At 60.4% G+C, this 23,667-nt stretch carries 21 protein-coding genes; 5 read left to right on the top strand and 16 right to left on the bottom strand.

Translation table 11 applies throughout. From position 1 onward, the window contains the following. Positions 1-58: 58 nt before the first annotated feature. The 4 genes from BM413_RS19575 to BM413_RS19560 all read right to left on the bottom strand — a co-directional run bounded on the left by BM413_RS19575 (position 59) and on the right by BM413_RS19560 (position 5,312). Positions 59-868 carry an inositol monophosphatase family protein gene (locus tag BM413_RS19575; RefSeq protein WP_091916136.1) on the bottom strand — a complete coding sequence of 270 codons (810 nt, stop codon included), beginning with the start codon at positions 866-868 and terminating at the stop codon, positions 59-61. Between the two features lie 36 nt (positions 869-904). Next, positions 905-1,966: an ABC transporter ATP-binding protein gene (locus BM413_RS19570; protein ID WP_091916135.1), complete on the bottom strand. Its 1,062-nt coding sequence runs from the start codon at positions 1,964-1,966 to the stop codon at positions 905-907. Then, positions 1,963-4,179 carry an ABC transporter permease gene (locus BM413_RS19565; protein ID WP_091916134.1) on the bottom strand — a complete coding sequence of 739 codons (2,217 nt, stop codon included), beginning with the start codon at positions 4,177-4,179 and terminating at the stop codon, positions 1,963-1,965. The genes BM413_RS19570 and BM413_RS19565 overlap by 4 nt, the downstream gene beginning before the upstream one ends. A 104-nt stretch (positions 4,180-4,283) precedes the next feature. After that, a complete protein-coding gene (locus BM413_RS19560; RefSeq protein WP_091916133.1) occupies positions 4,284-5,312 on the bottom strand; it encodes an ABC transporter substrate-binding protein in 1,029 nt (342 codons plus the stop codon). Between the two features lie 190 nt (positions 5,313-5,502). On the opposite strand from BM413_RS19560, the gene BM413_RS19555 reads away from it, so the two are divergent. Next, positions 5,503-6,507, top strand: a complete 1,005-nt coding sequence (locus BM413_RS19555; RefSeq protein ID WP_091916132.1) for a LacI family DNA-binding transcriptional regulator — start codon at positions 5,503-5,505, stop codon at positions 6,505-6,507. A gap of 77 nt (positions 6,508-6,584) precedes the next feature. Continuing rightward, positions 6,585-7,091: a DUF3280 domain-containing protein gene (locus tag BM413_RS19550; RefSeq protein ID WP_091916131.1), complete on the top strand. Its 507-nt coding sequence runs from the start codon at positions 6,585-6,587 to the stop codon at positions 7,089-7,091. Between the two features lie 154 nt (positions 7,092-7,245). On the opposite strand, the gene BM413_RS33155 is transcribed toward BM413_RS19550, so the two are convergent. The 4 genes from BM413_RS33155 to BM413_RS19535 all read right to left on the bottom strand — a co-directional run bounded on the left by BM413_RS33155 (position 7,246) and on the right by BM413_RS19535 (position 9,949). Continuing rightward, positions 7,246-7,401 (bottom strand): hypothetical protein, encoded by a 156-nt coding sequence (locus BM413_RS33155; RefSeq protein WP_165867718.1) that lies wholly within the window; start codon positions 7,399-7,401, stop codon positions 7,246-7,248. A gap of 82 nt (positions 7,402-7,483) precedes the next feature. After that, positions 7,484-7,873, bottom strand: coding sequence for a hypothetical protein (locus tag BM413_RS19545; RefSeq protein ID WP_091916130.1), 390 nt, complete (start codon positions 7,871-7,873; stop codon positions 7,484-7,486). A gap of 71 nt (positions 7,874-7,944) precedes the next feature. Then, positions 7,945-9,585, bottom strand: a complete 1,641-nt coding sequence (gene groL / locus BM413_RS19540; RefSeq protein ID WP_091916128.1) for a chaperonin GroEL — start codon at positions 9,583-9,585, stop codon at positions 7,945-7,947. A 49-nt stretch (positions 9,586-9,634) separates the two neighbouring features. Further along, a complete protein-coding gene (locus BM413_RS19535) occupies positions 9,635-9,949 on the bottom strand; it encodes a co-chaperone GroES (protein WP_091916126.1) in 315 nt (104 codons plus the stop codon). A gap of 203 nt (positions 9,950-10,152) precedes the next feature. On the opposite strand from BM413_RS19535, the gene recQ reads away from it, so the two are divergent. Further along, positions 10,153-11,955 (top strand): DNA helicase RecQ, encoded by a 1,803-nt coding sequence (gene recQ / locus BM413_RS19530; RefSeq protein WP_091916124.1) that lies wholly within the window; start codon positions 10,153-10,155, stop codon positions 11,953-11,955. Between the two features lie 206 nt (positions 11,956-12,161). Beyond that, positions 12,162-14,339 (top strand): CHASE2 domain-containing protein, encoded by a 2,178-nt coding sequence (locus BM413_RS19525; RefSeq protein ID WP_091916122.1) that lies wholly within the window; start codon positions 12,162-12,164, stop codon positions 14,337-14,339. On the opposite strand, the gene BM413_RS33150 is transcribed toward BM413_RS19525, so the two are convergent. Further along, complete coding sequence (locus BM413_RS33150) at positions 14,336-15,430, bottom strand: FecR family protein (protein ID WP_175544361.1); 1,095 nt, start codon at positions 15,428-15,430, stop codon at positions 14,336-14,338. The two genes, BM413_RS19525 and BM413_RS33150, sit on opposite strands and share 4 nt — an antisense overlap. Positions 15,431-15,699: 269 nt before the next feature. On the opposite strand from BM413_RS33150, the gene BM413_RS19515 reads away from it, so the two are divergent. Beyond that, positions 15,700-16,368 (top strand): DUF2161 domain-containing phosphodiesterase, encoded by a 669-nt coding sequence (locus BM413_RS19515; RefSeq protein WP_091916118.1) that lies wholly within the window; start codon positions 15,700-15,702, stop codon positions 16,366-16,368. 186 nt (positions 16,369-16,554) lie between these two features. Here BM413_RS19515 and BM413_RS19510 read toward each other — a convergent pair whose 3' ends face one another. The 7 genes from BM413_RS19510 to BM413_RS19475 all read right to left on the bottom strand — a co-directional run bounded on the left by BM413_RS19510 (position 16,555) and on the right by BM413_RS19475 (position 23,638). Next, positions 16,555-17,136, bottom strand: a complete 582-nt coding sequence (locus BM413_RS19510; RefSeq protein ID WP_175544360.1) for a DUF2066 domain-containing protein — start codon at positions 17,134-17,136, stop codon at positions 16,555-16,557. A 456-nt stretch (positions 17,137-17,592) separates the two neighbouring features. Continuing rightward, the gene (mnhG, locus tag BM413_RS19500) at positions 17,593-18,006 is read right to left on the bottom strand and encodes a monovalent cation/H(+) antiporter subunit G (protein WP_091916113.1); all 414 of its coding nucleotides are present in this window, start codon (positions 18,004-18,006) and stop codon (positions 17,593-17,595) included. Beyond that, positions 18,003-18,284, bottom strand: coding sequence for a K+/H+ antiporter subunit F (locus BM413_RS19495; RefSeq protein ID WP_091916111.1), 282 nt, complete (start codon positions 18,282-18,284; stop codon positions 18,003-18,005). Before BM413_RS19495 ends, mnhG begins: the two co-directional genes overlap by 4 nt. Further along, positions 18,281-18,766, bottom strand: a complete 486-nt coding sequence (locus BM413_RS19490) for a Na+/H+ antiporter subunit E (protein ID WP_091916109.1) — start codon at positions 18,764-18,766, stop codon at positions 18,281-18,283. The genes BM413_RS19495 and BM413_RS19490 overlap by 4 nt, the downstream gene beginning before the upstream one ends. Then, complete coding sequence (locus BM413_RS19485) at positions 18,763-20,382, bottom strand: monovalent cation/H+ antiporter subunit D (protein ID WP_091916107.1); 1,620 nt, start codon at positions 20,380-20,382, stop codon at positions 18,763-18,765. The genes BM413_RS19490 and BM413_RS19485 overlap by 4 nt, the downstream gene beginning before the upstream one ends. Then, a complete protein-coding gene (locus BM413_RS19480; protein ID WP_091916288.1) occupies positions 20,382-20,723 on the bottom strand; it encodes a Na+/H+ antiporter subunit C in 342 nt (113 codons plus the stop codon). The genes BM413_RS19485 and BM413_RS19480 overlap by 1 nt, the downstream gene beginning before the upstream one ends. Next, positions 20,723-23,638: a monovalent cation/H+ antiporter subunit A gene (locus tag BM413_RS19475; protein WP_091916105.1), complete on the bottom strand. Its 2,916-nt coding sequence runs from the start codon at positions 23,636-23,638 to the stop codon at positions 20,723-20,725. The genes BM413_RS19480 and BM413_RS19475 overlap by 1 nt, the downstream gene beginning before the upstream one ends. Between the last annotated feature and the right edge of the window lie 29 nt (positions 23,639-23,667).

Genomic DNA, 23,667 nt, shown 5'->3' with positions numbered 1-23,667 from the left:
ACCGCGCCGCCGCCTAATCAATGCTCGGTGTGGATATCGCGCCTGCACATGCGACAGGTCATGGAAATAAAATTCCAGCCACTCTCTTCAAATCGTCAATCGCGCCGGGTGCGGCCGCCAAAACCGGTGCACCTTTGGTCAGACCGTCGCCTGCGACCGGAAAAGGCAGGAACCAACCGCCGGCTTCCTTCACCAGGCAATAACCGGCCAGGCAATCCCAAGCGTGCATATAGGGTTCGTAATATCCGACCAAACGCCCGGCCGCGACATAGGCCAGCATCAACGCGCCCGACCCATTGCGGATGAAATTGCCGCCCTCTTCGAGAAGGTTCTCGACGATCCTGGCAACCTCTGAGGGCTTGACGTGATTGTTGGCGCCGATGCCCGTGACGGCGTTGCGGATGGTGCGCGAAGCGTCGAGCGACAGGGGCTTGCCGTTCAGCCGCGCGCCGAGCCCGAGGGCTGCGGCATAAAGTTCGTCGTGGCAAGGCGCTGAAATCACGCCGATCACCGGTTCGCCTTGATGGATCAGGCCGATGGAAACGCACCAGTTCGGCATGCCGTTCACGAAAGGGCTTGTACCGTCGATGGGATCGATGGCCCAGGTAAAGCCGGAACGGCCCTTATCGAGGCCGTATTCCTCGCCCAGCACGCCGTCGTCGGGATAGGCTTCGGCGATGCGGGCGCGGATCAGGACTTCCACCTCGCGATCGGCGACCGACACCACGTCCTGCGGGTCGCGCTTGGTTTCCACCACCAGCTTTTCGCGGTTCTTGAAATAATCCAGCGCCAGGGCGCCTGCCTCCCTTGCCACTGTTTCGGCCAGTGCCAACCGGGCCTCGAGCCCGGATGTGACGTGCGATGTCATGATTTTACCCTCAATTTCATAGTTGTTCAGAACAGCTCAGGCGCTGATGATCGCGACACCGCGTTCCTTGAAGCCTATGGCAACCTTGGTTGCCGGCGACAGCGGCCGTTCCACCGCGGGATCGACCACGAAGAGCGTGCCGGCGGCTGTCTTGACCTCATATTCGACATGATCGCCAAGATAGGCGGCGTGCGTAATCTGACCGGAAAAGGCACCTTGCGCAGAAGGTTCGAGCGTGATCGCATTGGGGCGCACTGCTAGCTTTGCCGGCCCGGGCCGGGCATCGCGTCCCGGCACGCTGTGCGTCAGCGCCTCGACGCGAATTGTCGCCGCCCCGTTGCCGATATCGATGACGTCGCAGGCGACGACATTTGCCTCGCCCATGAAATCCGCGATGAAGGCGGAAGTCGGCGCCTCGTAGAGTTCGCGCGGCGCGCCTTGCTGCGCGATGACGCCGTCCTTCATCACGATGATCCGGTCCGAGACGGCCAGTGCCTCGTCCTGATCGTGGGTGACATAGACTGCAGTGAAGCCGAGACGCTGCTGCAACTCGCGGATTTCTGTGCGCACGCGCCGGCGCAGGCGCGCGTCGAGGTTGGAAAGCGGCTCGTCGAGTAGCAGAACCTGGGGTTCGAGAACCAAAGCGCGCGCCACCGCGACGCGCTGCTGCTGCCCGCCCGAAAGCTCGGCCGGCAAACGCTTGCCCATTCCACCCAGGCCGACGAGGGTGAGCCCTTCCTCGGCGCACTCCCTTGCTTCCTTGCGCTTCAGCCCCGAGGATTCGAGGCCGTAGGCGACATTGTCCAGGGCGGTCATATGCGGAAACAGCGCGTAGGACTGGAAGACCATCGAGACGTCGCGCTCATTGGCCGGCAGCATCGTCACATCCTTGCCGCCGATGAGGATTTTGCCGGCAGTCGGATGTTCAAGCCCGGCCAGCATGCGCAGCGTCGTGGTCTTGCCGCAGCCGGACGGCCCCAGCAGTGTCACCAGCGTTCCGGGTTCGATGGTCAGCGACAGGTCGTGAATGGCGGTGAAGCTGCCGAAATCCTTGCGGACGTTGCGGAAGACGACCGAACCGGGGCCCTCGATGCTCATACCGTCTTCTCCTCATGAAGGGATACCGGAAGGGCGATGCGGTTTTCACGCCGTAATCTCCGCTCGCCGACCAGAAGCTGGAAGCCGGCAATCACGACGAGCATCACCAGGATCAGCATCGACGAATAGGCGATGGCGACGCCGTATTCGCCGTTTTCGACCAGCCCGACGATGTAGGAAGTCGCCATATTGTACTCGGCGCTGACAAGGAAAATGACCGCACTGATCGAGGTGATGGCGCGCACGAAGGAATAGACCAGCGCGGCGGTGATTGCAGGACGCAGCAGCGGCAGGATCACCTTGCGAATGGTGCGAAAACTGTCGGCGCGCAAGGTCAGCGACGCCTCATCGAGGCTCTTGTCCAGCTGGCTCATCGCAGCAACGCCGCCGCGCACGCCAACCGGCATGTTGCGGAAGACGAAGCAGGCGATGAGGATCATCGCCGTCCCGGTCATCTCCAGCGGCGGCAGATTAAAGGCCATGATGTAGCTGATGCCGATAACCGTTCCGGGTATTGCGAAGCTCATCATCAGGGCGAACTCGAATACAGAGCGCCCGGCAAATTTCTGCCGCACGATCAGATAGGCGGTGAGCAGCCCGACGGCCGCCGTGAGAGGGGCCGAAATGAGCGCGATCTCCATCGTCGTCCAGAAGGAATTCCAGGCGACGCCGGTCCAGGCTATCGAGCCGTCGCGCGTGCCGATGGAGAAGGCGCGAATGTAGTGCTGAAGCGTCAGCGAATTGTCGAGCCCCCATGTCTTCACGAAGCCGCCGACGATGATCATCGCATAGACGACCACGGTGAAGATTGCCCAGGGAATGACCAGCGCATAGACGCCGATGGAAAGGGAACGCGGCAGCGCGATATGCGCGCCGGAGTCGCCCTTACCGGTGACGGTCGCGAAATTCTTGCCCGAAAGCCAGAAACGCTGCGCCAGGAAAGCCGAAAGCGTGAAGCAAAGCAGGATAATCGCAAGCACCGCGGCGCGCGACGGGTCATTCTGGGAGCCGACCACGGCGAAAAAGATTTCCGTCGACAGCACGCCGTGGCTGCCGCCAAGCACCAGCGGGTTGCCGAAATCGGCCATGCTCTCGATGAAGCCGATGAGAAAAGCATTCGCCAGACCGGGCTTCATCAGCGGCAGCGACACATGCCAGAATGTGCGCCAGCGGTCGGCGCGCAGGGTCTGCGACGCTTCCTCCATCGACGGACTGACGCCCTCGACCACGCCGATCAGCACGAGAAACGAAATGGGCGTGAAGGAAAGCACCTGGGCAATCCAGATGCCGGTGAGGCCATAAAGCCAGCGGCCAGGCTCAACCCCGAAAAGTTCCGATATCGCCTGCGTGGCGACGCCCGAGCGGCCGAACAGCAAGGTCAATGCCAGGCCGACGACAAAGGGAGGCGTGATGATCGGCAGCACGGTAAGCAGCCGCAGACCCTTCTTGTAGCGAAAGCCGGTGCGCGTCGCGACCAGCGCAAAGGCGAGGCCCAGCAAGGTCGAAGCCCCTGCGGTCATGACCGCCAGCCAGAAGGTTCTAAGCGCCACCCCGCATCTGCCGCCACCGGTGATGCAGCCGATGCTCCAGATCGAGGGATCGGAGATGTTGCGGGTGAAACCATCCGGATTGAAGGAGCCGTCGAAATCCTGGAAAGCGCCGACCAGCATGCTTCCGACCGGGTAGAAAACGAAAACGGCGACGAGGAAAATCAGCAGCGCAATCGCGCTGACTACGAACGCATCGCCCCGCATGACGCCGCGTTCCGCGAGGCCAAAAGAGAATATCAGCGCAAAGGCGAGCGCCGACAGCACCGCGCCGGCGCCCATGGAGGGCTGGCCGTCCGCCATTGCGCCGAAGATGGCCTCGCTTATTGCCCAGGTCCAACCGGAGAACCCGATGGCCAATCCCTGCACGGTCAGAAAGACGACGCCGAGGGCTCCGGTCCATGCAAGGAGGGTACCGCGTCGCATCGGGTCGGCAATGAAGCGGGCAGCGAGCGCAAGCCCCAGCAAAATGGCAACGATCCCCAGCCATGGTCGCCCGTGCATGGTCGTTTGCAGGATTGCGGGAGAGACGGCCGGGTCATCCGGAAAATTCGCCAACCAGCTGAAGCCGTAAAAGCCGCCGTCGATCCTGTACCAGGGCAAGACGAAGAATGCGACGGCTCCCAGCAGGAGCACGATATCGAGCCGGCGATTGCGATGTTCCATGGGCGAGACTCGAAGCCCCCGGCCGCCCGGAGCTTTGGGTGGAAAGGAGAGCGCGGGCCGGCTAGGCGAAAACTAAGGCCGGGCGCGCTGCAACGAGGGTCAGGTCAATTGGCGTTCGCGCCGATTTCCCGATCCCAGCGCTCAAGCAGTTCCTTGCGCTTGGCCGGATCGCCATAGGTCTTGAAGTCGTAGTCTATCAGCTTGATGTCCTCGAACTTCGGCGCTTCCTTCGGCACCTCGGCACTCTTGTTTGACGGAAGCTGGAATGACTTGGCGTCCTTCATGCGGGACTGGACTTCCGCGGTCAGCGCCCAGTCGTACCATTTCTTGGCGTTGTCGAGGTTCTTGGCGCCCTTGATGATTGACATGGAGCCAATCTCGTAGCCCGTGCCCTCGCAAGGTGCGACAGATTTTACCGGAAAACCCTCGACAGTCATCGAAACGGCGTCGTGCATGAAGACGATGCCGACCGTCGTCTCGCCGCGGGCTGCAGCTTTGACCGGCGCGGAACCCGACTTCGTATATTGCGAAATGTTGGCGTTGAGCTTCTTCAGATAGTCGTAGGCCTGTTCTTCGCCCATGATCTGAACGAGAGAAGCGAGCGCCGTATAGGCCGTTCCCGACGAATTGGGATTGGCCATCTGGATTTCGCCTTTCCACGCCGGATCGAGCAGATCTGCCCAGCACTTGGGTTCCTTGAGGTTCTTCGTCTTCAGGAGATCGCTGTTGTAACCCCAACCGAGCGCGCCGGCGTAGACGCCGACTGTGCGATATTCCGCGCTTTCGGCCTGCTTCACAGCCCAATCCTGCAACTGGTCGAGCATGGGCGATTTATATTCGAGCGTGAGGCCTTCGGACGCTGCCTGCAGATGCGGGTCACCCGTTCCCGCCCACCAGATATCGGTCTTGGGATTGCGGGCCTCTGCGCGGATTTTGGCGTAGGTTTCGCCGGACGACAGGCGAACCATGTTGACCGAAATGCCTGACTGTTTTTCGAAATCGCCCTTCATCTGTTCACAGATGACGACGTCCGCCGAGCATATGAGATTGAGGCTGCCTTCGGCCTGCGCGGAAAAAGCAAATAGAGAAGCACCCGCAGCAAAGACTGCTGCGCCCAGATTAACCGAACCCATGATTTCCTCCCGGTTGTACCGGCGCCTCCACGCCAGTCGCTCTTTGCAAGCGTGTGCAAATGCTGCATGACCGAACCTATAGTGTCAACCGATTTATGACAAAACCATGCGATGCTGGGAATGGGGTTACTTGCACGCCATTGCAAAGTGGTGCACTTCTCGGTGCAGTTTCGGAGGAATTGAGCTCATCGTGTCGCAAAAGGTTTTCGTTAGCGCTCAGGAGGTTGCGGAGCGCGCGGGCGTTTCCCGTTCAGCGGTTTCGCGCACCTTCACGAATGGTGCAAGCGTCTCGCCAGAGACCCGCCGCAAGGTGCTGGAGGCTTCAGAGGCCTTGGGCTACCACGTCAATCATCTCGCGCGTGGATTGATGCGCAACGAAAGCGGCATCGTTTGCCTCATAGTGTCGGATATGGGCACGCCTTACCGGTCAAATCTGATCCGCGCCCTGACGCAGCAATTGCAGGATGCGGGCAAGATCGCGATGCTGGTCAATACGGATCGTTCCGATGGCAGCGTCGATCTCGCGCTCCGGCAGGCGATCCGGTATCGGGCCGACGCTTCCATCATCCTGTCGGGAATGCCCGACAAGTCGATTACCCAGCTCTGCCTCAAGAATGGACAGCTGCTTGTGCTCATCAATCGTGACGACGAGCAGGAAGGGCCGCTCAGGATCAACCTCGACGATGCCGAGTCCGCCAGCCGGGTTCTGACCGCCTTCGTGCGGGCCGGCTGCCAAAGAATGGCCTTTGCCAATTCGGAAGCCGGAACGCCAAGTCTGATGGCGCGAGAGCGTGGTTTCGTCGCGGCAGCCAAGGCGCTCGGCATCGAAGTCGTCGTGGATCGTTTCGGGCCTACCGGCTATGAGAGCGGCAAGATACTGGCCCAGCGGCTTCTAACGCGGCGCGAGCGGCCGGACGCGGTGTTCTGCGCGACGGATTTGCTCGCCTGCGGGTTCATGGACGCCGCCCGGCATCAGTTTTCGATAAGCATTCCAGATCAACTCTGCGTCGCCGGTTTCGACGATATCGCACAGGCTTCCTGGTCTTCTTATCAGCTAACAACATTTGCCCAGCCCGTCGAGGCGATCGCGCGGGAGGCGGTGACATGGTTGGACGAAGCGGACCCGGCGATTGCCCGGCAAAGCATCAGACTCCATGCCGATCTTATCTGGCGCTCGTCGATCCGGGGCGGGTAGAGGTTACCGACGCAGGCTGCTCGTGATTTGAGTGGTCGAGTCGTGTATAATGGTCGCCCATTGACGGGAGGATTACCATGCGCCTTCGCACCGTGACTGTCGCGACGATGCTGCTTGCAGGCATCTGCTCATTTGCGCACGCTCAGCAACCAAAGCCGATGTCCATCGAAGTGTTTCCTTTCGAACTGGAGGACAAGAGCGCTGGAGCAGGGATAATCCCCCCGGATAAACATGACAGGCGCTATCTTTCCGAGTCAGCGCAAGTTGCAAAGGATATGCTCTCCCAGTCTGGACGTTTTACCATAATTGACGTGCCTGCGGCGGAAAAGCAGGCTGCGCCGCAGTATGGTTTGCGCAACTGCGGGGGCTGTGAAAGCCAGATTGCCAAAGGGCACGGCGCGGCCCTTGCCTTGCTGGGCGTCGTGACGCGCGTCAACCGAACAGAGCATACGATGTTCATTCGTATCCTCGACGCGGAAACCGGGAAACTTGTTTCGGAGGGCTTCACCGACCTTCGCATGGGTGCGAACTATGGATGGCCTCGTTCCGTGAAATGGCTGATGACAAACCGAATTCTACGGTAGGTGGCGCAGCCGCATCGTCGTTGGCCAAGTGAGAAACTCACACCGGCCAGGGAAGGGTCATGCAACGCGGCTCTTGCCGTAGCCGCGTTGACGAGGGGCATCTCAGCACCACCGGAGTCGAAGGGAGTGCCCCGTGGCTTTGAACCCAGAAGCGTCAGAGAAGCCGCTTATCCTCAGTCGTCTTGGGTGCGCTATCGGTATCCGCCTTTCGGCGCTTTTCCGCGGCAGCCTTGCGAACGCGCTCGAAACGGTTGTCTTCGGTTTCTTTGACTTCAGGCGTGGACTTGGTTTTCGGTGTGAAGACGATCATTTTTCGGTCTCCTTGCTTTGACAAATGGAGATGAGCGGTCGGGAGTTTGACTCCCGGCCGTCATCGAACTTTTATCGTGACCTCAAGTTGCCAGAACGGTCGCGCAACCCTGCGCGCCGAGCCTGTCAGGCGATGTCTGTCCGGGCATGGTTGCCCATCCGCCCTCTTCCACGAACTGCCGCTTCTTGTAGGAGTCGGTCAGGGCTTTGAAAGCGGTGATGCGCTGTGAAGCATCCGTGCCCGCCCTGAATTTCTCGACGCAAACGGCGGATGCCAGTTCTCCGCGCGCAATGTCGCTTGCGGTGGCTGCAGCACTTCGCGAAGCGCCGCCCGTCACCCAGCCGCCCCAGCTGAATCCGATGATCATCGTGGCGATCGCGGTAGCGACGCAGGCCCACACGAGGATCGACTTGGACGGTTGGTAGCTTTCGAAACGCTGCGCGATCGAACTATTGCTGCTCTGTATAACCATTGGAATTCTCCCTGCCGATTGTTGTTTTCGTTCCGACATTCGGCCGCGTCGACCGAACGGTTCAGGCATAGTTAGTATCCCATGCCACCCATGCCGCCGCCGTTAGCAGCCATCGATGGGGCGGAATCCTTCGCGGGGGCGTCGGTGATCATGGCCTCGGCAGTGATCAGCAATGCAGCAATGGAGCCGGCGTCCTGCAATGCGGTCCGCACCACCTTGGCAGGATCGACGATGCCAGCCTTGATCATGTCGACATAAGCGTCCGTTTGCGCATTGAACCCTTGATTGGGATCTTTGCTATCCGTCAGCTTGCCAACAACGATGGACCCTTCAACCCCGGCATTCTCAGCGATCTGGCGGACCGGGGCCTCAAGCGCTTTCAACACAATCGAAATGCCTGCTGTCACGTCCGGGTTCGCGCCGGTGAGCCCGGTCAGCGATGCCTTGGCACGCAAAAGCGCCACGCCGCCGCCGGCGACGATGCCTTCTTCCACTGCAGCTCGGGTAGCGTTCAGCGCATCGTCGATACGGTCCTTCTTTTCCTTGACCTCGGTCTCGGTTGCGCCACCGACGCGAATGACCGCGACACCGCCTGCGAGCTTTGCCAGACGTTCCTGGAGTTTTTCCTTGTCGTAGTCCGAGGTGGTTTCCTCGATCTGCGCTTTGATCTGCTGGACGCGAGCGGTAATCGCGGCTTTTTCGCCGGCACCGTCGATGATCGTCGTCGTATCTTTTTCAATGAGCACGCGCTTCGCCCGACCGAGCATGTCGATCGTGACGTTCTCGAGCTTGATGCCGAGATCCTCGGAAATCATCTGGCCGGCGGTGAGGATGGCAATGTCTTCCAGCATAGACTTGCGGCGATCGCCGAAGCCCGGCGCCTTGACGGCAGCGACCTTGAGGCCGCCACGCAGCTTGTTGACGACAAGCGTCGCCAGCGCTTCGCCCTCAACGTCCTCGGAGATGATCACCAACGGCTTTCCGCTCTGCACCACCGCTTCGAGGATCGGCAGCAAAGCTTGCAGATTACCGAGCTTCTTCTCATGAATGAGGATGTATGGGTCTTCCAGTTCGGCACGCATCTTGTCGGCATTGGTGACGAAATAGGGAGACAGGTAACCGCGGTCGAACTGCATGCCTTCGACGACATCGAGTTCGGTCTCGGCGGTCTTGGCTTCCTCGACGGTGATCACGCCCTCATTGCCGACCTTCTTCATCGCCTTGGCGATCATCGCGCCGACCGTTTCGTCGCCATTGGCGGCAATCGTGCCGACCTGGGCAATCTCGTCGGAAGATTTGACCTTCTTGGCCCGTGCCTGGATGTCCTTGACGACGGCGACAACTGCGAGATCGATGCCGCGCTTGAGATCCATCGGGTTCATGCCGGCGGCAACGAGCTTCGCACCTTCGCGCAGAATGGAGGCAGCAAGCACCGTTGCGGTGGTGGTGCCATCACCGGCAAGGTCGTTGGTCTTCGAGGCCACTTCGCGCACCATCTGCGCGCCCATGTTCTCGAACTTGTCAGAGAGCTCGATTTCCTTGGCGACGGTGACGCCGTCCTTGGTGATACGCGGCGCGCCATAGGACCGGTCGATGATGACATTACGGCCCTTTGGGCCGAGGGTCACTTTAACGGCGTTGTTGAGGATTTCGACGCCACGCAACATGCGGTCGCGAGCGTCGGTGGAGAATTTGATTTCCTTGGCAGACATGATTTTCGTCCAATTCGGTCTTGAGATTAAGGGATCGGAAATCGACCGGTCAGGCGGCTTTGCTGACCGCGACAGTCTTCTCGACGATGCCCATGACGTCGGTCTCCTTCATGATCAGGAGATCCTCGCCGTCGATCTTGACCTCGGTGCCCGACCATTTGCCGAACAGGACTGAGTCGCCTGCTTTGACATCGAGGGGAATCAGCTTGCCGCTTTCGTCGCGAGAGCCCGGACCAACGGCGATCACTTCGCCTTCCTGGGGCTTTTCTTTCGCATTATCGGGAATGATGATCCCGCCTTTGGATTTGATATCGCCTTCCGCACGTCGAATGACGACGCGGTCGTGAAGTGGCCGGAATTTCATTGGAAGTCTTTCTGCGATCGGCGCATAGGGCAACCGCATCAGCTTTATAGGCTTTCTGGCACTCGATTGATAGGAGTGCCAGAATTTAAATTCGGCGGAACATATTCGACCGTTGCTTCCGCATTCGCGCAAAGAGGCCACGCCCAAGGCATCTCGCAATCTGCTATGAGGGAATGTCTTACTGATTCCCAACGCAGGCTATTTTGACCACTGATCCCGCGCATATCCTGAAAGCCGTCTATGGCTACGACGCCTTTCGTGGGCCTCAGGCGGAGATCGTCGACCATGTGATGGCTGGCAACAACGCGTTCGTCTTGATGCCGACGGGCGGCGGCAAATCGCTGTGCTACCAGATCCCGGCCATGGCGCGGCCCGGCATGGGCCTCGTCGTCTCGCCGCTGATCGCTCTAATGGCCGATCAGGTCGCTGCCTTGCGTCAGGCAGGGGTCAAGGCAGCCGCACTCAACTCCGACCTCCCAGGTGACGAGCGAAGCGCGCTGTGGCGGGACGCGTCTTCCGGTGCGCTGGACATCCTCTACGTTGCTCCGGAAACACTGCTCCGGCGCGACATCCTGGAGCGTCTCAGTCAGGTGCCCCTATCGCTGATCGCTATCGACGAAGCGCATTGCCTGTCGCAATGGGGACACGATTTCCGTCCCTCATACCGCCAGCTCGACACGCTTGCCGCGCTGTTCCCCGACACGCCGCGAATGGCGCTGACGGCGACCGCTGACGCCCCGACGCGGGCCGAAATCTTGGCGCATCTTCAGATCGCGGAAAGTGATGCGTTCATCGCAGGCTTCGACCGCCCTAACATCCGCTATGCCATCCAAGAGAAAGACAATCCGCGGGCGCAATTGAAGCGTTTCCTGAAAGAACACGAGGGCGAAAGCGGCATCGTCTACTGTCTGTCGAAACGAAAGACAGAGGAGACTGCCGCCTGGCTTTGCGAGCAAGGACATGATGCGCTCGCTTATCACGGCGGTATGGACAAGGCTGCGCGCGGGGCCAACCAGGCTCGTTTCCAGCACGATGAAGCCGTCATCATGGTGGCCACCATTGCCTTCGGCATGGGCATCGACAAGCCGGATGTACGCTTCGTCGCCCATATCGATCTGCCGGGCAGCATCGAGGCTTACTACCAGGAGACCGGCCGCGCGGGGCGCGACGGCTTGCCTTCCGACGCCTTGATGCTGCATGGTTATGAAGACATTGCGCTGCGCAGCCGCTTCATCGAGGAATCAGACGCGCCGGATCAGCGCAAGCGCACGGAACGGCAAAAGCTCGATGCACTCCTTGGGCTGGCCGAGACGGCAGGCTGTCGTCGCCAAGTGCTGCTTTCTTACTTTGGCGACAGTTGCGAGCCCTGCGGCAACTGCGACACCTGTGCCGAGCCGCCACGGCTGTTCGACGGAACGATCGCTGCTCAAAAAGCTCTGTCCTGTGTTCACCGGACCGGCGAGCGTTTCGGCCAAGCCTACATCGTCGATGTACTTCTAGGTGTCCAGGACAAGCGCATCACCGATTTTGGACACGACCGCATCTCCACCTACGGTATTGGCAAGGAGCATGACAAACGCACCTGGCGCGCGATCTTGCGCCAGCTGGTTGCCCTGCGGCTCATCGAAGCCGACCTGGCCGGTCATGGAGGGCTGGCGATCTCGGAGGCTGGGCGTCAGTTCCTGCGCGAAAAGCCCACACTTATGCTGCGCGTGCCGCCACCGCCGCGCGCCGGGCGGGAGAAGGTTTCCCGCAACCAGACATCGATTGCCCTGCCCGATGCCGATCGAGCTCTGTTCCAGGCATTGCGGGAAAAGCGTATTGAAATCGCCCGGACGCAAAATCTGCCGCCCTACGTGATTTTCCATGACCGAACGCTGATCGAACTCGCCGCCGCCCGCCCCACCTCGCGCGCGGAGATGGCAGGGGTTCCAGGTGTCGGTGAGACCAAGTTGGACCGCTACGGTCCTGCGTTCCTGGCGGTGATTGCCGAGCACGCGATTTGAAACGATCATGCCTCCGTTGATGAAATAGCGCTGCCACTCGCAGTCGATGGTCGCCTGCTGATGCGACTATTCATGGGAGGTGCCTGATTGTACCCTCGCAAGAATGGGGCGTATGGTGCCACTGGTGAAACGGCCGATGGCGACCGTTCCATTCGCCGGATTGGTCTATGACAAAGACACTCATACAAGGGCTCTGACGAGAAGTCATGACACGCGCTCAGCAGCTTGGCGTCGTCATCGGATTGCTTATTGTCGCGGCGCTTACTGTTATTCGGGCGAGTGACCCACCCCAGTTGAAACTGGCTCGCGAGGCGACATTCGATCAGTATCAGCGCTGGGCCCCCCGAGCCTTCGAGCAGATGCCGGTCCGGGTCGTCGACATAGATGAAACCTCGCTGCGACAGTTCGGGCAATGGCCATGGCCTCGGAACCGAATGGCAACGCTCGTCGACAGGCTTTCGGAGATGGGCGCGTCGGCTATCGCGTTCGATATTCTTTTTGCCGAGCCCGATCGCCTGTCGCCGCGCAATGTCGTTCGCGATGTATCCGGCGTCGACCCTGCCCTGCTGCGTAAACTGCCGGACAATGACGAGTTGCTTGCTCAATCCATTGTCGGAAAGCCGGTCGTGCTGGGCTTTGGTCTATCCAATGAAGGAAGTTACCGACCCCAGGTGAAGGCCGGTTTTGCCTTCACGGGCGAAAACCTCGTCGACGCTCCGCCTCACATGAAGGCCGCAACGCCTTTTCAGCCACAGCTCGAGGCTAATGCTGCCGGCATCGGGCATATCAGCCTTAATCCCGGAAACTCATCGTCGGTCGTCCGCACGGTTCCATTGTTGTTGAGCGATGGCGGCCAACTCTATCCCAACCTCGCCCTTGAAGCACTGCGTGTTGCACAAGGCGCCTCCACCTATCTGCTGATAGGTGCTGCGGATGCACCAAACATCGTCACCTCGATCAAGGTCGGGGACTTCGTCGTGCCGACAACCGCGGCGGGTGAGCTGTGGCTTTACGTCAGCCGGGACAATGCAAAAAGATATGTTTCGGCCAGGGACATTCTCGCAGCCGGTGGCGCTACCGCTGACGTGAGAGCTGCAATCGAAGGCAGTATCGTCTTCGTCGGAACATCGGCTGCGGGATTGCAGGACATTCGCACCACGGCTCTTGGAGAGAATGTCCCGGGTGTGTCCGTGCATGCGCAAACCGTCGAGCAGATACTGTCGGGCCAGTTCCTCTCTCGCCCCGATTGGGCAAACGGTCTCGAGATACTGTCCATCGCGGCGCTGGGCAGCCTTCTTGTGGCGCTGACCATCTTTGTCAGTCCGGCAATCGCCCTTGTGGCCGGTTTGCTGGCGACAGCCTGCGCCCTCGTTGCCTCGTGGCTCGCCTTTTCATTTGCCGGGCTTCTCTTCGACCCGCTGGCACCAGTGGCAGCCGGGACGATTACGCATTTTGCCACCACGTCCTTCCGCTTCCTGGTCACAGACCGGGAACGCCGCGAAATCCGGCGGGCATTTGGTCAATATCTTTCGCCATCGCTTCTGTATCGCGTCGAGCATACACGCAACGCCCTTCGCCTCGGCGGGGACGACCGTGAGCTGACTGTTATGTTCGTCGACGTGCGCAATTTCACCGAGATAAGCGAACGGCTGGCGCCCACTGCAGTGGTTGGTTTCCTGAACACACTTCTTGATGCGCTCAGCCGTCATGTCACCGAGAATGAAGGCACGCTCGACAAGTTCATCGGCGACTCAATCATGGCCTTCTGGAATGCCCCGCTCGACGTCAACGACCATTGCGGCAAAGCCGTTCGTGCTGCCCTGGCCATGCGTGAGACCCTGGCCAAGCTCAATGCGAGCGATGCCTTTGGCTTCGGAACGGAGCACAAGGTCGGCATCGGCATCGGCATTCACACGGGAATTGCCTGCGTCGGAAATATGGGCGCAGAGGCTCGGTTCAACTACTCGGCTGTCGGAGATGCCGTAAACGTCGCTTCGCGAATTGAGTCGGCCTGCAAAATGGTGAGCTTCGACATTCTAGTTTCGGAGACCACGGCACAGGCGCTTGCCGGCTACGCCCTGCTCAACGCGGGAGCGCTGGTGCTGCGCGGGAAAAGTGATCGGACGAACGTCTACGCCGTCGTCGGAGATGAGCAGGTCGCGGCATCGCAGGAATTCGCCGATCTGACGTTGGTGCACGAGCGGCTTGTCCAGGCTTTGCGTTCGCGGTCGGCTGGAAGCCGAAGGATCGCTATTGCCGCGAAAGTGAAGGCTGTACGTCTGCCCGCCGGATTGCAGGAATTCTATGACCGGATATCCCGCAGGTCGGATCAATTTCTCATTGAACCGTCAGACAAAAACAAACTACGCCAAGTGACGGACTAATAACCGTCATTGCCGGCATTTCCACCTCCCGGAGGGGAGCCGTCGTGATGGCCGTTACCCTTCCCATTATTTCCGTGATGTCCGCCGTGGCCATGATGCCCCTTATCGGGCTTGTCAGGTTTGCCCGGTTTGTCGGGTTTCCCAGGCTTGTCAGGTTTGCCGGGTTTGTCTGGCTTGCCCGGTTTGTCAGGCTTCCCGGGCTTGTCCGGTTTACCTGGCTTATCAGGTTTTCCCGGCTTGTCAGGTTTGCCGGGTTTGTCTGGCTTGCCCGGTTTGTCGGGTTTCCCGGGCTTATCAGGAGTATCCGGCTTGCCGGGTTTGTCAGGCGTATCCGGCTTGTTGGGCTCGGTCGGGCGGTCGGGATTCGTAGCAGCTGGTTGGGTGACACTTTGGTTTTGGTCCATCTCACGCAGAGATGCCATTGAAAGACCACAGCCGGTGCTGGACTGGAATCCCCCCGAAAGCTGCTGGTTGCCGGACAGGAACGGCAGTGCCCGCATGCTGCCCAGCGTGCCGAGCATTCCCCGATTGACCCGTTTGGGATCGGTTACGCCGCCAGACCGCGTAGCGATGACACAATCGCATCGCCGCTTCAGTTGCCGGCAGCCATTGCTGCCACAGAATTGGGCGGACCCGCTTAGCAGAACCACCGCAGTGGTCCCGTTCGCTCCGACAAAAAAGTCGAAAACAGTTCCACGAACCCCGATCGTGCCTGCAGGTGTAACAATCTCGTACGCCGAGGACTTTGAATTTCCGCTGATCCAGCGAAATGTTCCCTTGACCGCCTTGATCGTGAGCTTCTTCACAGATTTGCTGTCATCAAAGACAAACTTGTCGATGACGACGGAAGAGCCCCATCCGACCGCAAGTTTGGTTCCATCCCTGAAGACGAATTGACCGAGCCCGGAGTTCGACGTTCGGATACGCTCGTCCCGGTAAACCGGAGCCTTGACCGTCAGCGGACCATTCGCACCTGTTACGTCGGTCTTGATCAAGACTGCCTCACCGACCTCCTCGGCGGCTGATGTGGGCATGGTACTGTAGAGTGCGATAGCTACTGCCGCCATTGCGGCGTTGGGCAAGGACGACATTCCACCCTCCTGCATGCATATATTAGCATGTGGTAAGGGAGGGAGTCTTACTGCTGCGACCCAACCGTTTTAGGTAGGGCTCTACTCCTTTTGAATAGAGAAGGTTGAGACCGGGCCGCTACCGGTCTTCACGCTTTTGCAGCCACGCAAGTGTAATAGCCCCTTTATCGGCCAACGCCGGGACCGTTTACCTGGTATTCAACGACAGCGATGACGATGGGGTCGAACGGCCGATCTGGCGAAATGATTCGTTGCCAAACAGAGGATCCATGCTCGAAACCTCACTTTACAGCCCGGTCAAAGGCTTCCTCGAAGGCTTGGGATTTGTCGTCAAGGGCGAGGTCGGCGGCTGCGACTTGCTGGCGCTGAGCGCCGACTCTACGCCGATCGTCGTTATCTGCGAGCTGAAATTGCAGTTCAATCTCGAACTTGTGCTCCAGGGTGTCGACCGGATGGCGGCCAGCGACGAGGTCTGGCTTGCCGCGCGCATGTCGATCCGTGGCAAGGGCCGCGAAGGTGATGCGCGGTTCCGTAATCTGTGTCGCCGTCTCGGCTTCGGCCTCCTTGGCGTCTCTTCAAACGGCCAGGTGCAGGTTCTCCTCAGTCCGATAGCAGCGACGCCGCGCCGGGATCCGAAACGCCGCTCAAAACTGATTGACGAACATCGGCGCCGGCAAGGCGATCCGGTCGCCGGAGGTGGCTCGCGTGCCCCGATCATGACAGCCTATCGCCAAGAAGCCCTGGCATGCGCCGCCGCCCTGGCCGATGGCCAAAAACGGCCGCGCGATTTGAAACCCGGCATGCCAAACGCACCCAAGATCCTGCTTCACAATGTGTATGGCTGGTTTGTCCGCACCGAGCGTGGCGTTTACGACCTGACCGAGAGCGGCCGCCAAGCGCTTCTGCGCTGGCCTCAAGCGTCGAGCGGACCGATGTGATCCAGTGTCGGGCTGCGCGCCCGCAAAGCTGGCGTGGTAGATCTTCGTTTAGGTTGTAGCATTCCTGCATCTTTAGAATCTGGGTCGCCAGCGCATCGACGGTCGCGTTATGTTGCCTCCCTCAAGCATAGCAATGATCGCGAAATGCCCGGCATTTGCCTGATCGCGCGTGGGAAGAGTACCGGATTATCGGGCTGTGATGACGGCTTCCGGTTGTCCATTACCCGACAGGATTTGCGCTGTCCCGCGCACGGCATTGCGGAACGCATCGTCGAAGCTCACACCACGCACCTGCCAGCGATATTCCTTGCCCTTGTAACCGAGCTGCCAGTCGCCGATCCAACCCAACGCGTCTTCGCGCCACGCTATCGTGCCGAAGAGGAGAGGATCGCCACCCTGGGTCCTGGCCCCATCGGCAAGCGCTCCCGGCTCCGGCTTCTCTCGTCGGATTGTGTCGACTTCATCTTGCTGGGGCAGTTGCAGTGGTAAGCCGGTCCGTTCCGCCGCGGCTCTCAATGCAAGGCGCATATCCACCGCAAGCCGGTCGCCGCCAGCGCGAGCCAGCGTGAACCTGACGCCTCTCATCGGTTCAATCTCGAAGAATGCGACGACGTCGGGCCGCGGCAACGGCAACGGCTTCCGTCCGAGTGACGCCAGCAAGGCATCGATCTTGTCTCGGTCGAAATCAGCGGTGAGATATTGCGGGCGATCGTAAGTGCCCTGCTCGTGATTGGGCGGGCGGCCATTGAGGCAGATCCCGATAGACAAAGCCCGTGACGTAATCGGCTGCGTGCGGGGTCATCTCCGCAACACGCGGATCGCCAATCAGACGCTGGTCGCCGGAAACCTTCACCAGCACTTCTTCAAGGCACGGCGCCAAGCCTCGCGCCCGGTTCACCTCACCGGTGCCGTTGGTCACTGATTGCGCACGATAGAGGCTAGCGCGGTTCATTTCCGCAGCGACGGCGGGGAAAACAAGCGCGCAGCCAGTGCCGCTGCCGCAAAACCGAGTTTCAAGCCGCCAAGCATGTGCCGGAGCTCCGAACCATCTAGAATATCCAACAAATGGATATTCTAGCCATTTCTCAGAAATTCAAGCGCCACGCGCAACGAAGGCCGTCGCGACTGAATTCATCCGGCGCAGTATCGACGGCCGCAATCAGACTGAAGTGAGACGCGCTGGTTCCCCACCGGCTGCCATATGGCCGATATCAGCAAGCAACCTTACTTTCCCTTGATTTGCTTTTGCGCTGAACTCTTCTGCGCAGCCTCTTCTTCCGTACCCTCAGATTCGGCTTCGAAAGCTGGAACGCCGTCATTGTTCTCTGTCCGGTCGCGATAGAGTGCTGCCCGAGCCAGCAGCATGAGCGAGACGGGCGTCGTGACGATCACGAAGGCGGCGATCAGGATCTCGTGAAGGGCGGGCGGCGACTGAAGCACGGTGAAGCAGATAATCGAGGCGATGAGTATGCCGCCCGCCCCCCAAGTCGTGCCCAATGTCGGCGCATGGACCCTTTCGTAAAAACTGCCGAATCTCAGCAGCCCGATCGCCCCAAGAAGGGTCAGACCTGAACCCAGAAGAACGAAGAAAGCCGTGAGGAGTGCTGCCCAGGCAGGCAGATCGGCGGCGTGGGTCATTCGATCACCTCCCCGCGCATCAGGAATTTCGCCAGCGCCACGGTGGAGACGAAGCCGAGAAGGGAAATCACCAGGGCCGCCTCGAAATAGATTGTGGTTCCCGTGCGGATACCAAAGGTCAGCAGGAGTAGCATGGCGCACACATAGAGCGCGTCGAAACCGAGCACACGATCCTGAGCTCGAGGTCCGATGACCATGCGCGCGACCGCGCAAGCCATCGCAGCGAGGAGAAACAATTGCGCTATCGTGATCGACCATATGAGGATGGTGGCGCTCATTCGAATATCTCCATCAGCTGTCTTTCATAGCGGCCCTTGATGAGGTCGATCCATTCCTGCTCCTCAGCGAGGTCCAGCACATGGAGCAACAACACGCCAGTTGCTGAGCGGTATTCGACCCAGGCCGTGCCCGGCGTGCTGGTGATGATGCAGGCAAGCACGGCCAGTCCGGTCGGGTCGCGCAACTCGAGCGGGATCGTGACGAAGCCGGAGGTTCGCTGCCCTCGCCTGCCACGCAGGACGATGCCCGCGACCGCGATATTGGAACGGACGATGTCTCCCATCACGGTGATGAACAGCGCCGGGATCAGGCCCCACCGTCGCAGCCGGGGCTTTGTCGGCTGCAACGCCGTCATGGCCCAGGATGCCGCGATGCCGATGATAGCGCCGAGCACGATATGGCCGGCGGAAAGTCCGTTGAGCAGAATCCACATGACGAGCAGTGACGTCGCGAGCAATGGATAGGGAAGCAAACGGCTCATTGGCTTTCCGCCGCTTTCGGACCCGGGACCTGCGCAGTGGACATCACCGCCCGCACATAGTTCATCGGCGTATGGAGGGATTGGGCCGTGGCGTCCATGTAGCGCATGACCGAGCCGCCTTGCACGGTCAGCACCAGACACAGCACGAGCAGAAACCCCACCGGCACGATTTCGCTCACCCGGACACGCGGTACGGTTCCTTCGATCGGGGCCCAGAATGTGCGGATGCCCGCGCGGGTCATGGCGATCATGGCTGACAGACCGGAGAGTAGCAGCAGCGCCGCCAGAACCCACATCCTAGCGTTTTCATTCCCGTCTATCATGGCGGTCAAGAGCGCGAATTTGGCTATGAAGCCCGAAAGCGGCGGCAGGCCGGCGAGCAGCAGGGCGCAACCTACAAAGCACAGGCCGAGCACGGCAAGCGTGCCCGGAATAGCGAGCCCGACCTCTTCCGGCGCTTCTTCCTCGTCCATGTCATCGCCGTAGGCTTCCATCGTAACCGCAAGCACGTTCGCGGCCGGATCCTGCGCCCGCTCGACCAGTTCGATCAGCAAAAAGAAGGCGCTGATCGCCAATGTGGAACTCACCATATAATAAAGCGCACCGGAAGTGACCGAGACGCTGGCCATGCCGATCGCAGCCAGCAGCGTGCCGGACGAGACGAGCACGTAGAAGCCGGCGAGCCGTCCCATAGCCTGCGATGCGAGCACGCCGATGGCGCCGAAAGCGATCGTCGCCATGCCACCGAACAGCAGCCATGAACTTCCGAAGCCGGCGGTTGCGCCTGCATCGGCGCCGAAGAGCAGCAGCGAAAGCCGCAGGATAACGTAGACGCCGACCTTGCTGAGGATGGCGAAGATCGCGGCAACCGGGGCAGCGGCAGCCGTATAGGCGGTGGGCAGCCAGAAACCCAGCGGCCACATTCCGGCCTTGACGAGGAACGCGATACCGAGAACCGCTGCACCTGCCTCCAGCAGCATCCGGTCTTCTGCCGGAACCGCGGGAATCTTAAGCGCAAGATCGGCCATGTTGAGCGTGCCGGTGACGCCGTAGATAAGGCTGACACCGATCAGGAACAGCGACGAAGCAGCGAGATTGATCGCGATATAATGCAGGCCGGCCCTCACACGAGGCTGGCCCGAGCCGTAAAGGACCAAGCCATATGAAGCTGCGAGCAGCACCTCGAAGAACACGAACAGGTTGAACAGGTCGCCGGTAAGGAAAGCGCCGTTCAGCCCCATCAGCAGCAACTGGAACAGGGTGTGGAAATGCGGCCCGCTCTTGTGCCAGCGTGCCAGCGAGAAGACCAGGGCAGCGAGCGCCAGAGCGCTTGTCAGCACCAGCATCAGTGCCGAAAGCCGGTCAAGCACCAGTACGATGCCGAACGGCGCCGGCCAGTTACCGAGCGGGTAAACGCTGGTCGTTGCCGTCCCAGCCGGGTCGCCGGAATCGGCGAAGCGCAGCAGCACGACCGTCATGACGAGAAGCGTCAGCGCCGAGGCGAGGCTGATCGCAGCCTTGAGCGTGTGACGGCGCTCGTCGAACATCAGCAGCAGCGCGCCGGCAACGAGCGGAAGAACGATCGGCGCGATCAGGAGATGGCTGGTCCAACCCATCAGTTGGGCTCCCTGCCATCGACATGATCGCTGCCGGTCAAGCCACGCGACACCAGAAGGACGACCAGAAACAACGCCGTCGTCGCAAAGCCGATGACGATGGCCGTGAGCACGAGCGCCTGTGGCACAGGGTCGGCGTAGTCGGCGGGATTGACGTTGGTACCGGAGGAAAGCACCGCCGCCGCGTTCATGCGCAGCCTGCCCATCGAGAAAATGAAGAGGTTGACGCCATAGGCGATGAGCGACAGGCCGATAATGACCTGATAGGTCCGTGGCCGCAGCAGCAGCCAGACGCCGGATCCGACCAGTACGCCAATACCGAGGGCGAGCGTCAGTTCCATCATGCCGTCTCCTCCTCAGCTGCCGCGATCCGTGAGGCGCGAAGGCGGCGTACGGACTGGTGGGCAAACGCGATCAGCATCAGCACGGTCGCGCCGAGAACCAACGAGAAGACGCCGAGATCGAAAAGGAGCGCGCTTGCCACGGGAATAGAGCCGATCAGCGGCAACTCCACATATTGCGAATGGGATGTCAGGAACGGATAGCCAAACAGCCAGGACCCCATCCCGACCAAGGCCGCAAGAAGCAGGCCAAAGCCGATCCAGTTAAGCGGCAAGACCCGCAGCCTGTCTTCCACCCACCGTGTGCCCGCAGCCAGATATTGCAGAATGAAGGCTGCAGCCATCGCCACGCCGGCGGCAAAACCGCCTCCAGGCAGATCATGCCCGCGGAAGAACAGATAGGCGGCGAGCACGATGATCACCGGGAACAGCCACTGCATGATCACCGCCGGGATCAGCAGATAATCGCTGACGGTTTCACCGGCTGTGCGGTCCGGTCTTGCCTCGTCGGTAGCGTTCTGTACGCGCTGCTGTTCCGGCGACTCGACGGAATCGGGCGCGGGCCTGAAGCGACGGAACAAGGAGAACACCGTCAAAGCCACGATGCCGAGAACGGTGATCTCGCCAAAAGTGTCGAAGCCGCGGAAATCGACGAGGATGACGTTGACCACGTTGCGGCCTCCGCCTTCCGTATACGCCTTCTCCAGGAAATAGTCGGCGATCGTCGGCGGAGCCGCACGCGTCATCACGGCATAGGCGATGAGCGTCATGCCACTCCCTGCGGCGATGGCAATGGCAAGATCGCGGTATCGGCGCAGTCTGGCAGCCATCCTGATCGCGTCGATCTGCAATTCCTCCGATCGCTTGGGCAGCCAACGCAGACCGAGCAGAATGAGCACGGTCGTCACGATCTCGACGAGCAGTTGCGTGACGGCAAGGTCGGGCGCGGAAAACCACACGAAGGTGGTGCAGGTAACAAGGCCTGCCCCACCGAGGAAGATAAGGGCGACGAGCCGATGGAACTTGGCCTGATAGGCCGCCCCGACGGCGCAGAAGATGCCAATGGCCCAAAGACCCGCGAAGACTGCATCGTCGAGGTTCCAGCTGAAAGCGGCCAGCTCGAAAGTCATATGGTAGAGCGGCCAGGCGCCAGCGATGAGCGCCACCGCCACGAGCAGGCGAAGCTGCGGCTGAAGACGGCGGGTGCCCAGATGGCTTTCGAGAACCCGCGCGCCTCTCCAAGACACTGCCACCAACACGCGCTCGAAAATGCGCTGGCCCTTGAGGCGGCGAAAATAGGGCGGCCCCTCTTCGCAATGCGCCAGATAATTCTTCAGTAGAAGATAAAGGATCGCGCCTCCTAAAAGCGCCAGGAAGCTCATCAGCAACGGCAAAGTGACGCCATGCCAAATAGCGAGGCTGTACTCAGGCGTGGCCGGGCCAAGGACGGATGTGACAGCCGTGTGCAGGAACGGGCCTATGGTCAGGCCCGGAACGATGCCGACGACGAGACATGCCAGCACGAGAAGCTGGATCGGGAAGCGCATCAGAAATGGTGGTTCGTGCGGCTCGTGAGGCAGGTCGTCCGGCAACTTGCCGAAGAACACACCGTGGATGAACCGTATCGAATAGGTCACTGCAAATGCGCTAGCGAGCACGGCTACGTAAGGTGCGGCCGTATCGAGAATGGAATCGGCGTGGGTTTCGATCGCCTCGGCGAAGAACATCTCCTTCGACAGGAAGCCATTAAGCAAGGGAACACCCGCCATGGCAGCACTCGCCACCATGGCGAGGGTGGCAGTGAACGGCATGAAGCGGAACAACCCGCCCAGACGCTGCATGTCTCGCGTGCCTGTCTCATGGTCGATGATGCCGGCTGCCATGAACAGCGACGCCTTGAAGGTGGCATGGTTTATCATATGGAAGATGGCGGCGATCAGGCCCAGAGGGCTGCCGAGGCTGAGCAGCAGCGTGATGAGGCCGAGATGGCTGATCGTCGAATAGGCAAGCAGGCCCTTAATATCGCGCTGGAAAATCGCGAAATAGGCTCCCAACAACAGAGACGCCATCCCGGCAAAGCCAACGATCCAGAACCATTCATAGGTGCCCGCCAGCACCGGCCAGAACCGCGCCATCAGGAACACTCCCGCCTTCACCATCGTCGCGGAATGCAGGTAGGCCGAGACCGGCGTCGGCGCGGCCATGGCGTTGGGCAGCCAGAAATGGAACGGGAACTGCGCGCTCTTGGTCAAAGCGCCGAGCAGGAAGAGTATGAGGGCGGGAAGATAAAGATCGCTTGAGCGGATCAGATCTCCCGACGCCAGGACAACATCGAGATCGTAGCTGCCGACGATGTGCCCAATCAGCAGCGCACCGGCCAGCAGGCAGAGCCCGCCGATACCCGTGACCGTCAGCGCCATGCGCGCGCCATCGCGAGCGTTGGCGTTATGGTACCAATAGCCGATCAGCAGGAAGGAAAAGATGCTGGTCAATTCCCAGAAGACAACCAGCAGAATCAGATTCCCCGAAAGCACGATACCAAGCATAGCCCCCATGAACGCCAGGAAGAATGCGTAAAAGCGAGGGATCGGGTCTTCCGGTGACATGTAGTAGCGCGCATAGAGCACGACTAGGAACCCGATGCCGCTGACAAGCATGGTGAAGAGCCAGGCAAAGCCATCCATGCGCAGCGTGAAGTTCAGGCCAAGCGTGGGCAGCCACTCGATCTGCGCACGAACAGGTCCTTCCGCGACGATTGTCGGGTAGCACATGGATGCCAGGACAAGCCCGCAAATGGTAACCACTCCGGCAAGCCATGCTTCGGCATTTCGGGCGTTGGAGGGAAAAAACGCAGCCATCGCGCTGCCGACGAACGGCAGGAAGATCATCAAGATAAGCGATGTCTCTTTCGCCATGCACCTGTCTTCTCTCGTGGAGGAATCGG

This window comes from Mesorhizobium sp. YR577, assembly GCF_900116595.1.
In the GTDB taxonomy this organism is placed as follows: domain Bacteria; phylum Pseudomonadota; class Alphaproteobacteria; order Rhizobiales; family Rhizobiaceae; genus Mesorhizobium_M.
Note: the sequence above shows the minus strand (reverse complement) of the source record. Positions and strands in the feature narration are given on the sequence as shown.

Excerpts from the sequence above, each read along its gene's own strand:
- BM413_RS19575 (WP_091916136.1), bottom strand. The coding sequence starts at position 868 with ATGACATCGCACGTCACATCCGGGCTCGAGGCCCGGTTGGCACTGGCC.
- BM413_RS19570 (WP_091916135.1), bottom strand. The coding sequence starts at position 1,966 with ATGAGCATCGAGGGCCCCGGTTCGGTCGTCTTCCGCAACGTCCGCAAG.
- BM413_RS19565 (WP_091916134.1), bottom strand. The coding sequence starts at position 4,179 with ATGGAACATCGCAATCGCCGGCTCGATATCGTGCTCCTGCTGGGAGCC.
- BM413_RS19560 (WP_091916133.1), bottom strand. The coding sequence starts at position 5,312 with ATGGGTTCGGTTAATCTGGGCGCAGCAGTCTTTGCTGCGGGTGCTTCT.
- BM413_RS19550 (WP_091916131.1), top strand. The coding sequence starts at position 6,585 with ATGCGCCTTCGCACCGTGACTGTCGCGACGATGCTGCTTGCAGGCATC.
- BM413_RS33155 (WP_165867718.1), bottom strand. The coding sequence starts at position 7,401 with ATGATCGTCTTCACACCGAAAACCAAGTCCACGCCTGAAGTCAAAGAA.
- BM413_RS19545 (WP_091916130.1), bottom strand. The coding sequence starts at position 7,873 with ATGGTTATACAGAGCAGCAATAGTTCGATCGCGCAGCGTTTCGAAAGC.
- groL (WP_091916128.1), bottom strand. The coding sequence starts at position 9,585 with ATGTCTGCCAAGGAAATCAAATTCTCCACCGACGCTCGCGACCGCATG.
- BM413_RS19535 (WP_091916126.1), bottom strand. The coding sequence starts at position 9,949 with ATGAAATTCCGGCCACTTCACGACCGCGTCGTCATTCGACGTGCGGAA.
- BM413_RS19525 (WP_091916122.1), top strand. The coding sequence starts at position 12,162 with ATGACACGCGCTCAGCAGCTTGGCGTCGTCATCGGATTGCTTATTGTC.
- BM413_RS33150 (WP_175544361.1), bottom strand. The coding sequence starts at position 15,430 with ATGTCGTCCTTGCCCAACGCCGCAATGGCGGCAGTAGCTATCGCACTC.
- BM413_RS19515 (WP_091916118.1), top strand. The coding sequence starts at position 15,700 with ATGCTCGAAACCTCACTTTACAGCCCGGTCAAAGGCTTCCTCGAAGGC.
- mnhG (WP_091916113.1), bottom strand. The coding sequence starts at position 18,006 with ATGACCCACGCCGCCGATCTGCCTGCCTGGGCAGCACTCCTCACGGCT.
- BM413_RS19495 (WP_091916111.1), bottom strand. The coding sequence starts at position 18,284 with ATGAGCGCCACCATCCTCATATGGTCGATCACGATAGCGCAATTGTTT.
- BM413_RS19490 (WP_091916109.1), bottom strand. The coding sequence starts at position 18,766 with ATGAGCCGTTTGCTTCCCTATCCATTGCTCGCGACGTCACTGCTCGTC.
- BM413_RS19485 (WP_091916107.1), bottom strand. The coding sequence starts at position 20,382 with ATGGGTTGGACCAGCCATCTCCTGATCGCGCCGATCGTTCTTCCGCTC.
- BM413_RS19480 (WP_091916288.1), bottom strand. The coding sequence starts at position 20,723 with ATGGAACTGACGCTCGCCCTCGGTATTGGCGTACTGGTCGGATCCGGC.
- BM413_RS19475 (WP_091916105.1), bottom strand. The coding sequence starts at position 23,638 with ATGGCGAAAGAGACATCGCTTATCTTGATGATCTTCCTGCCGTTCGTC.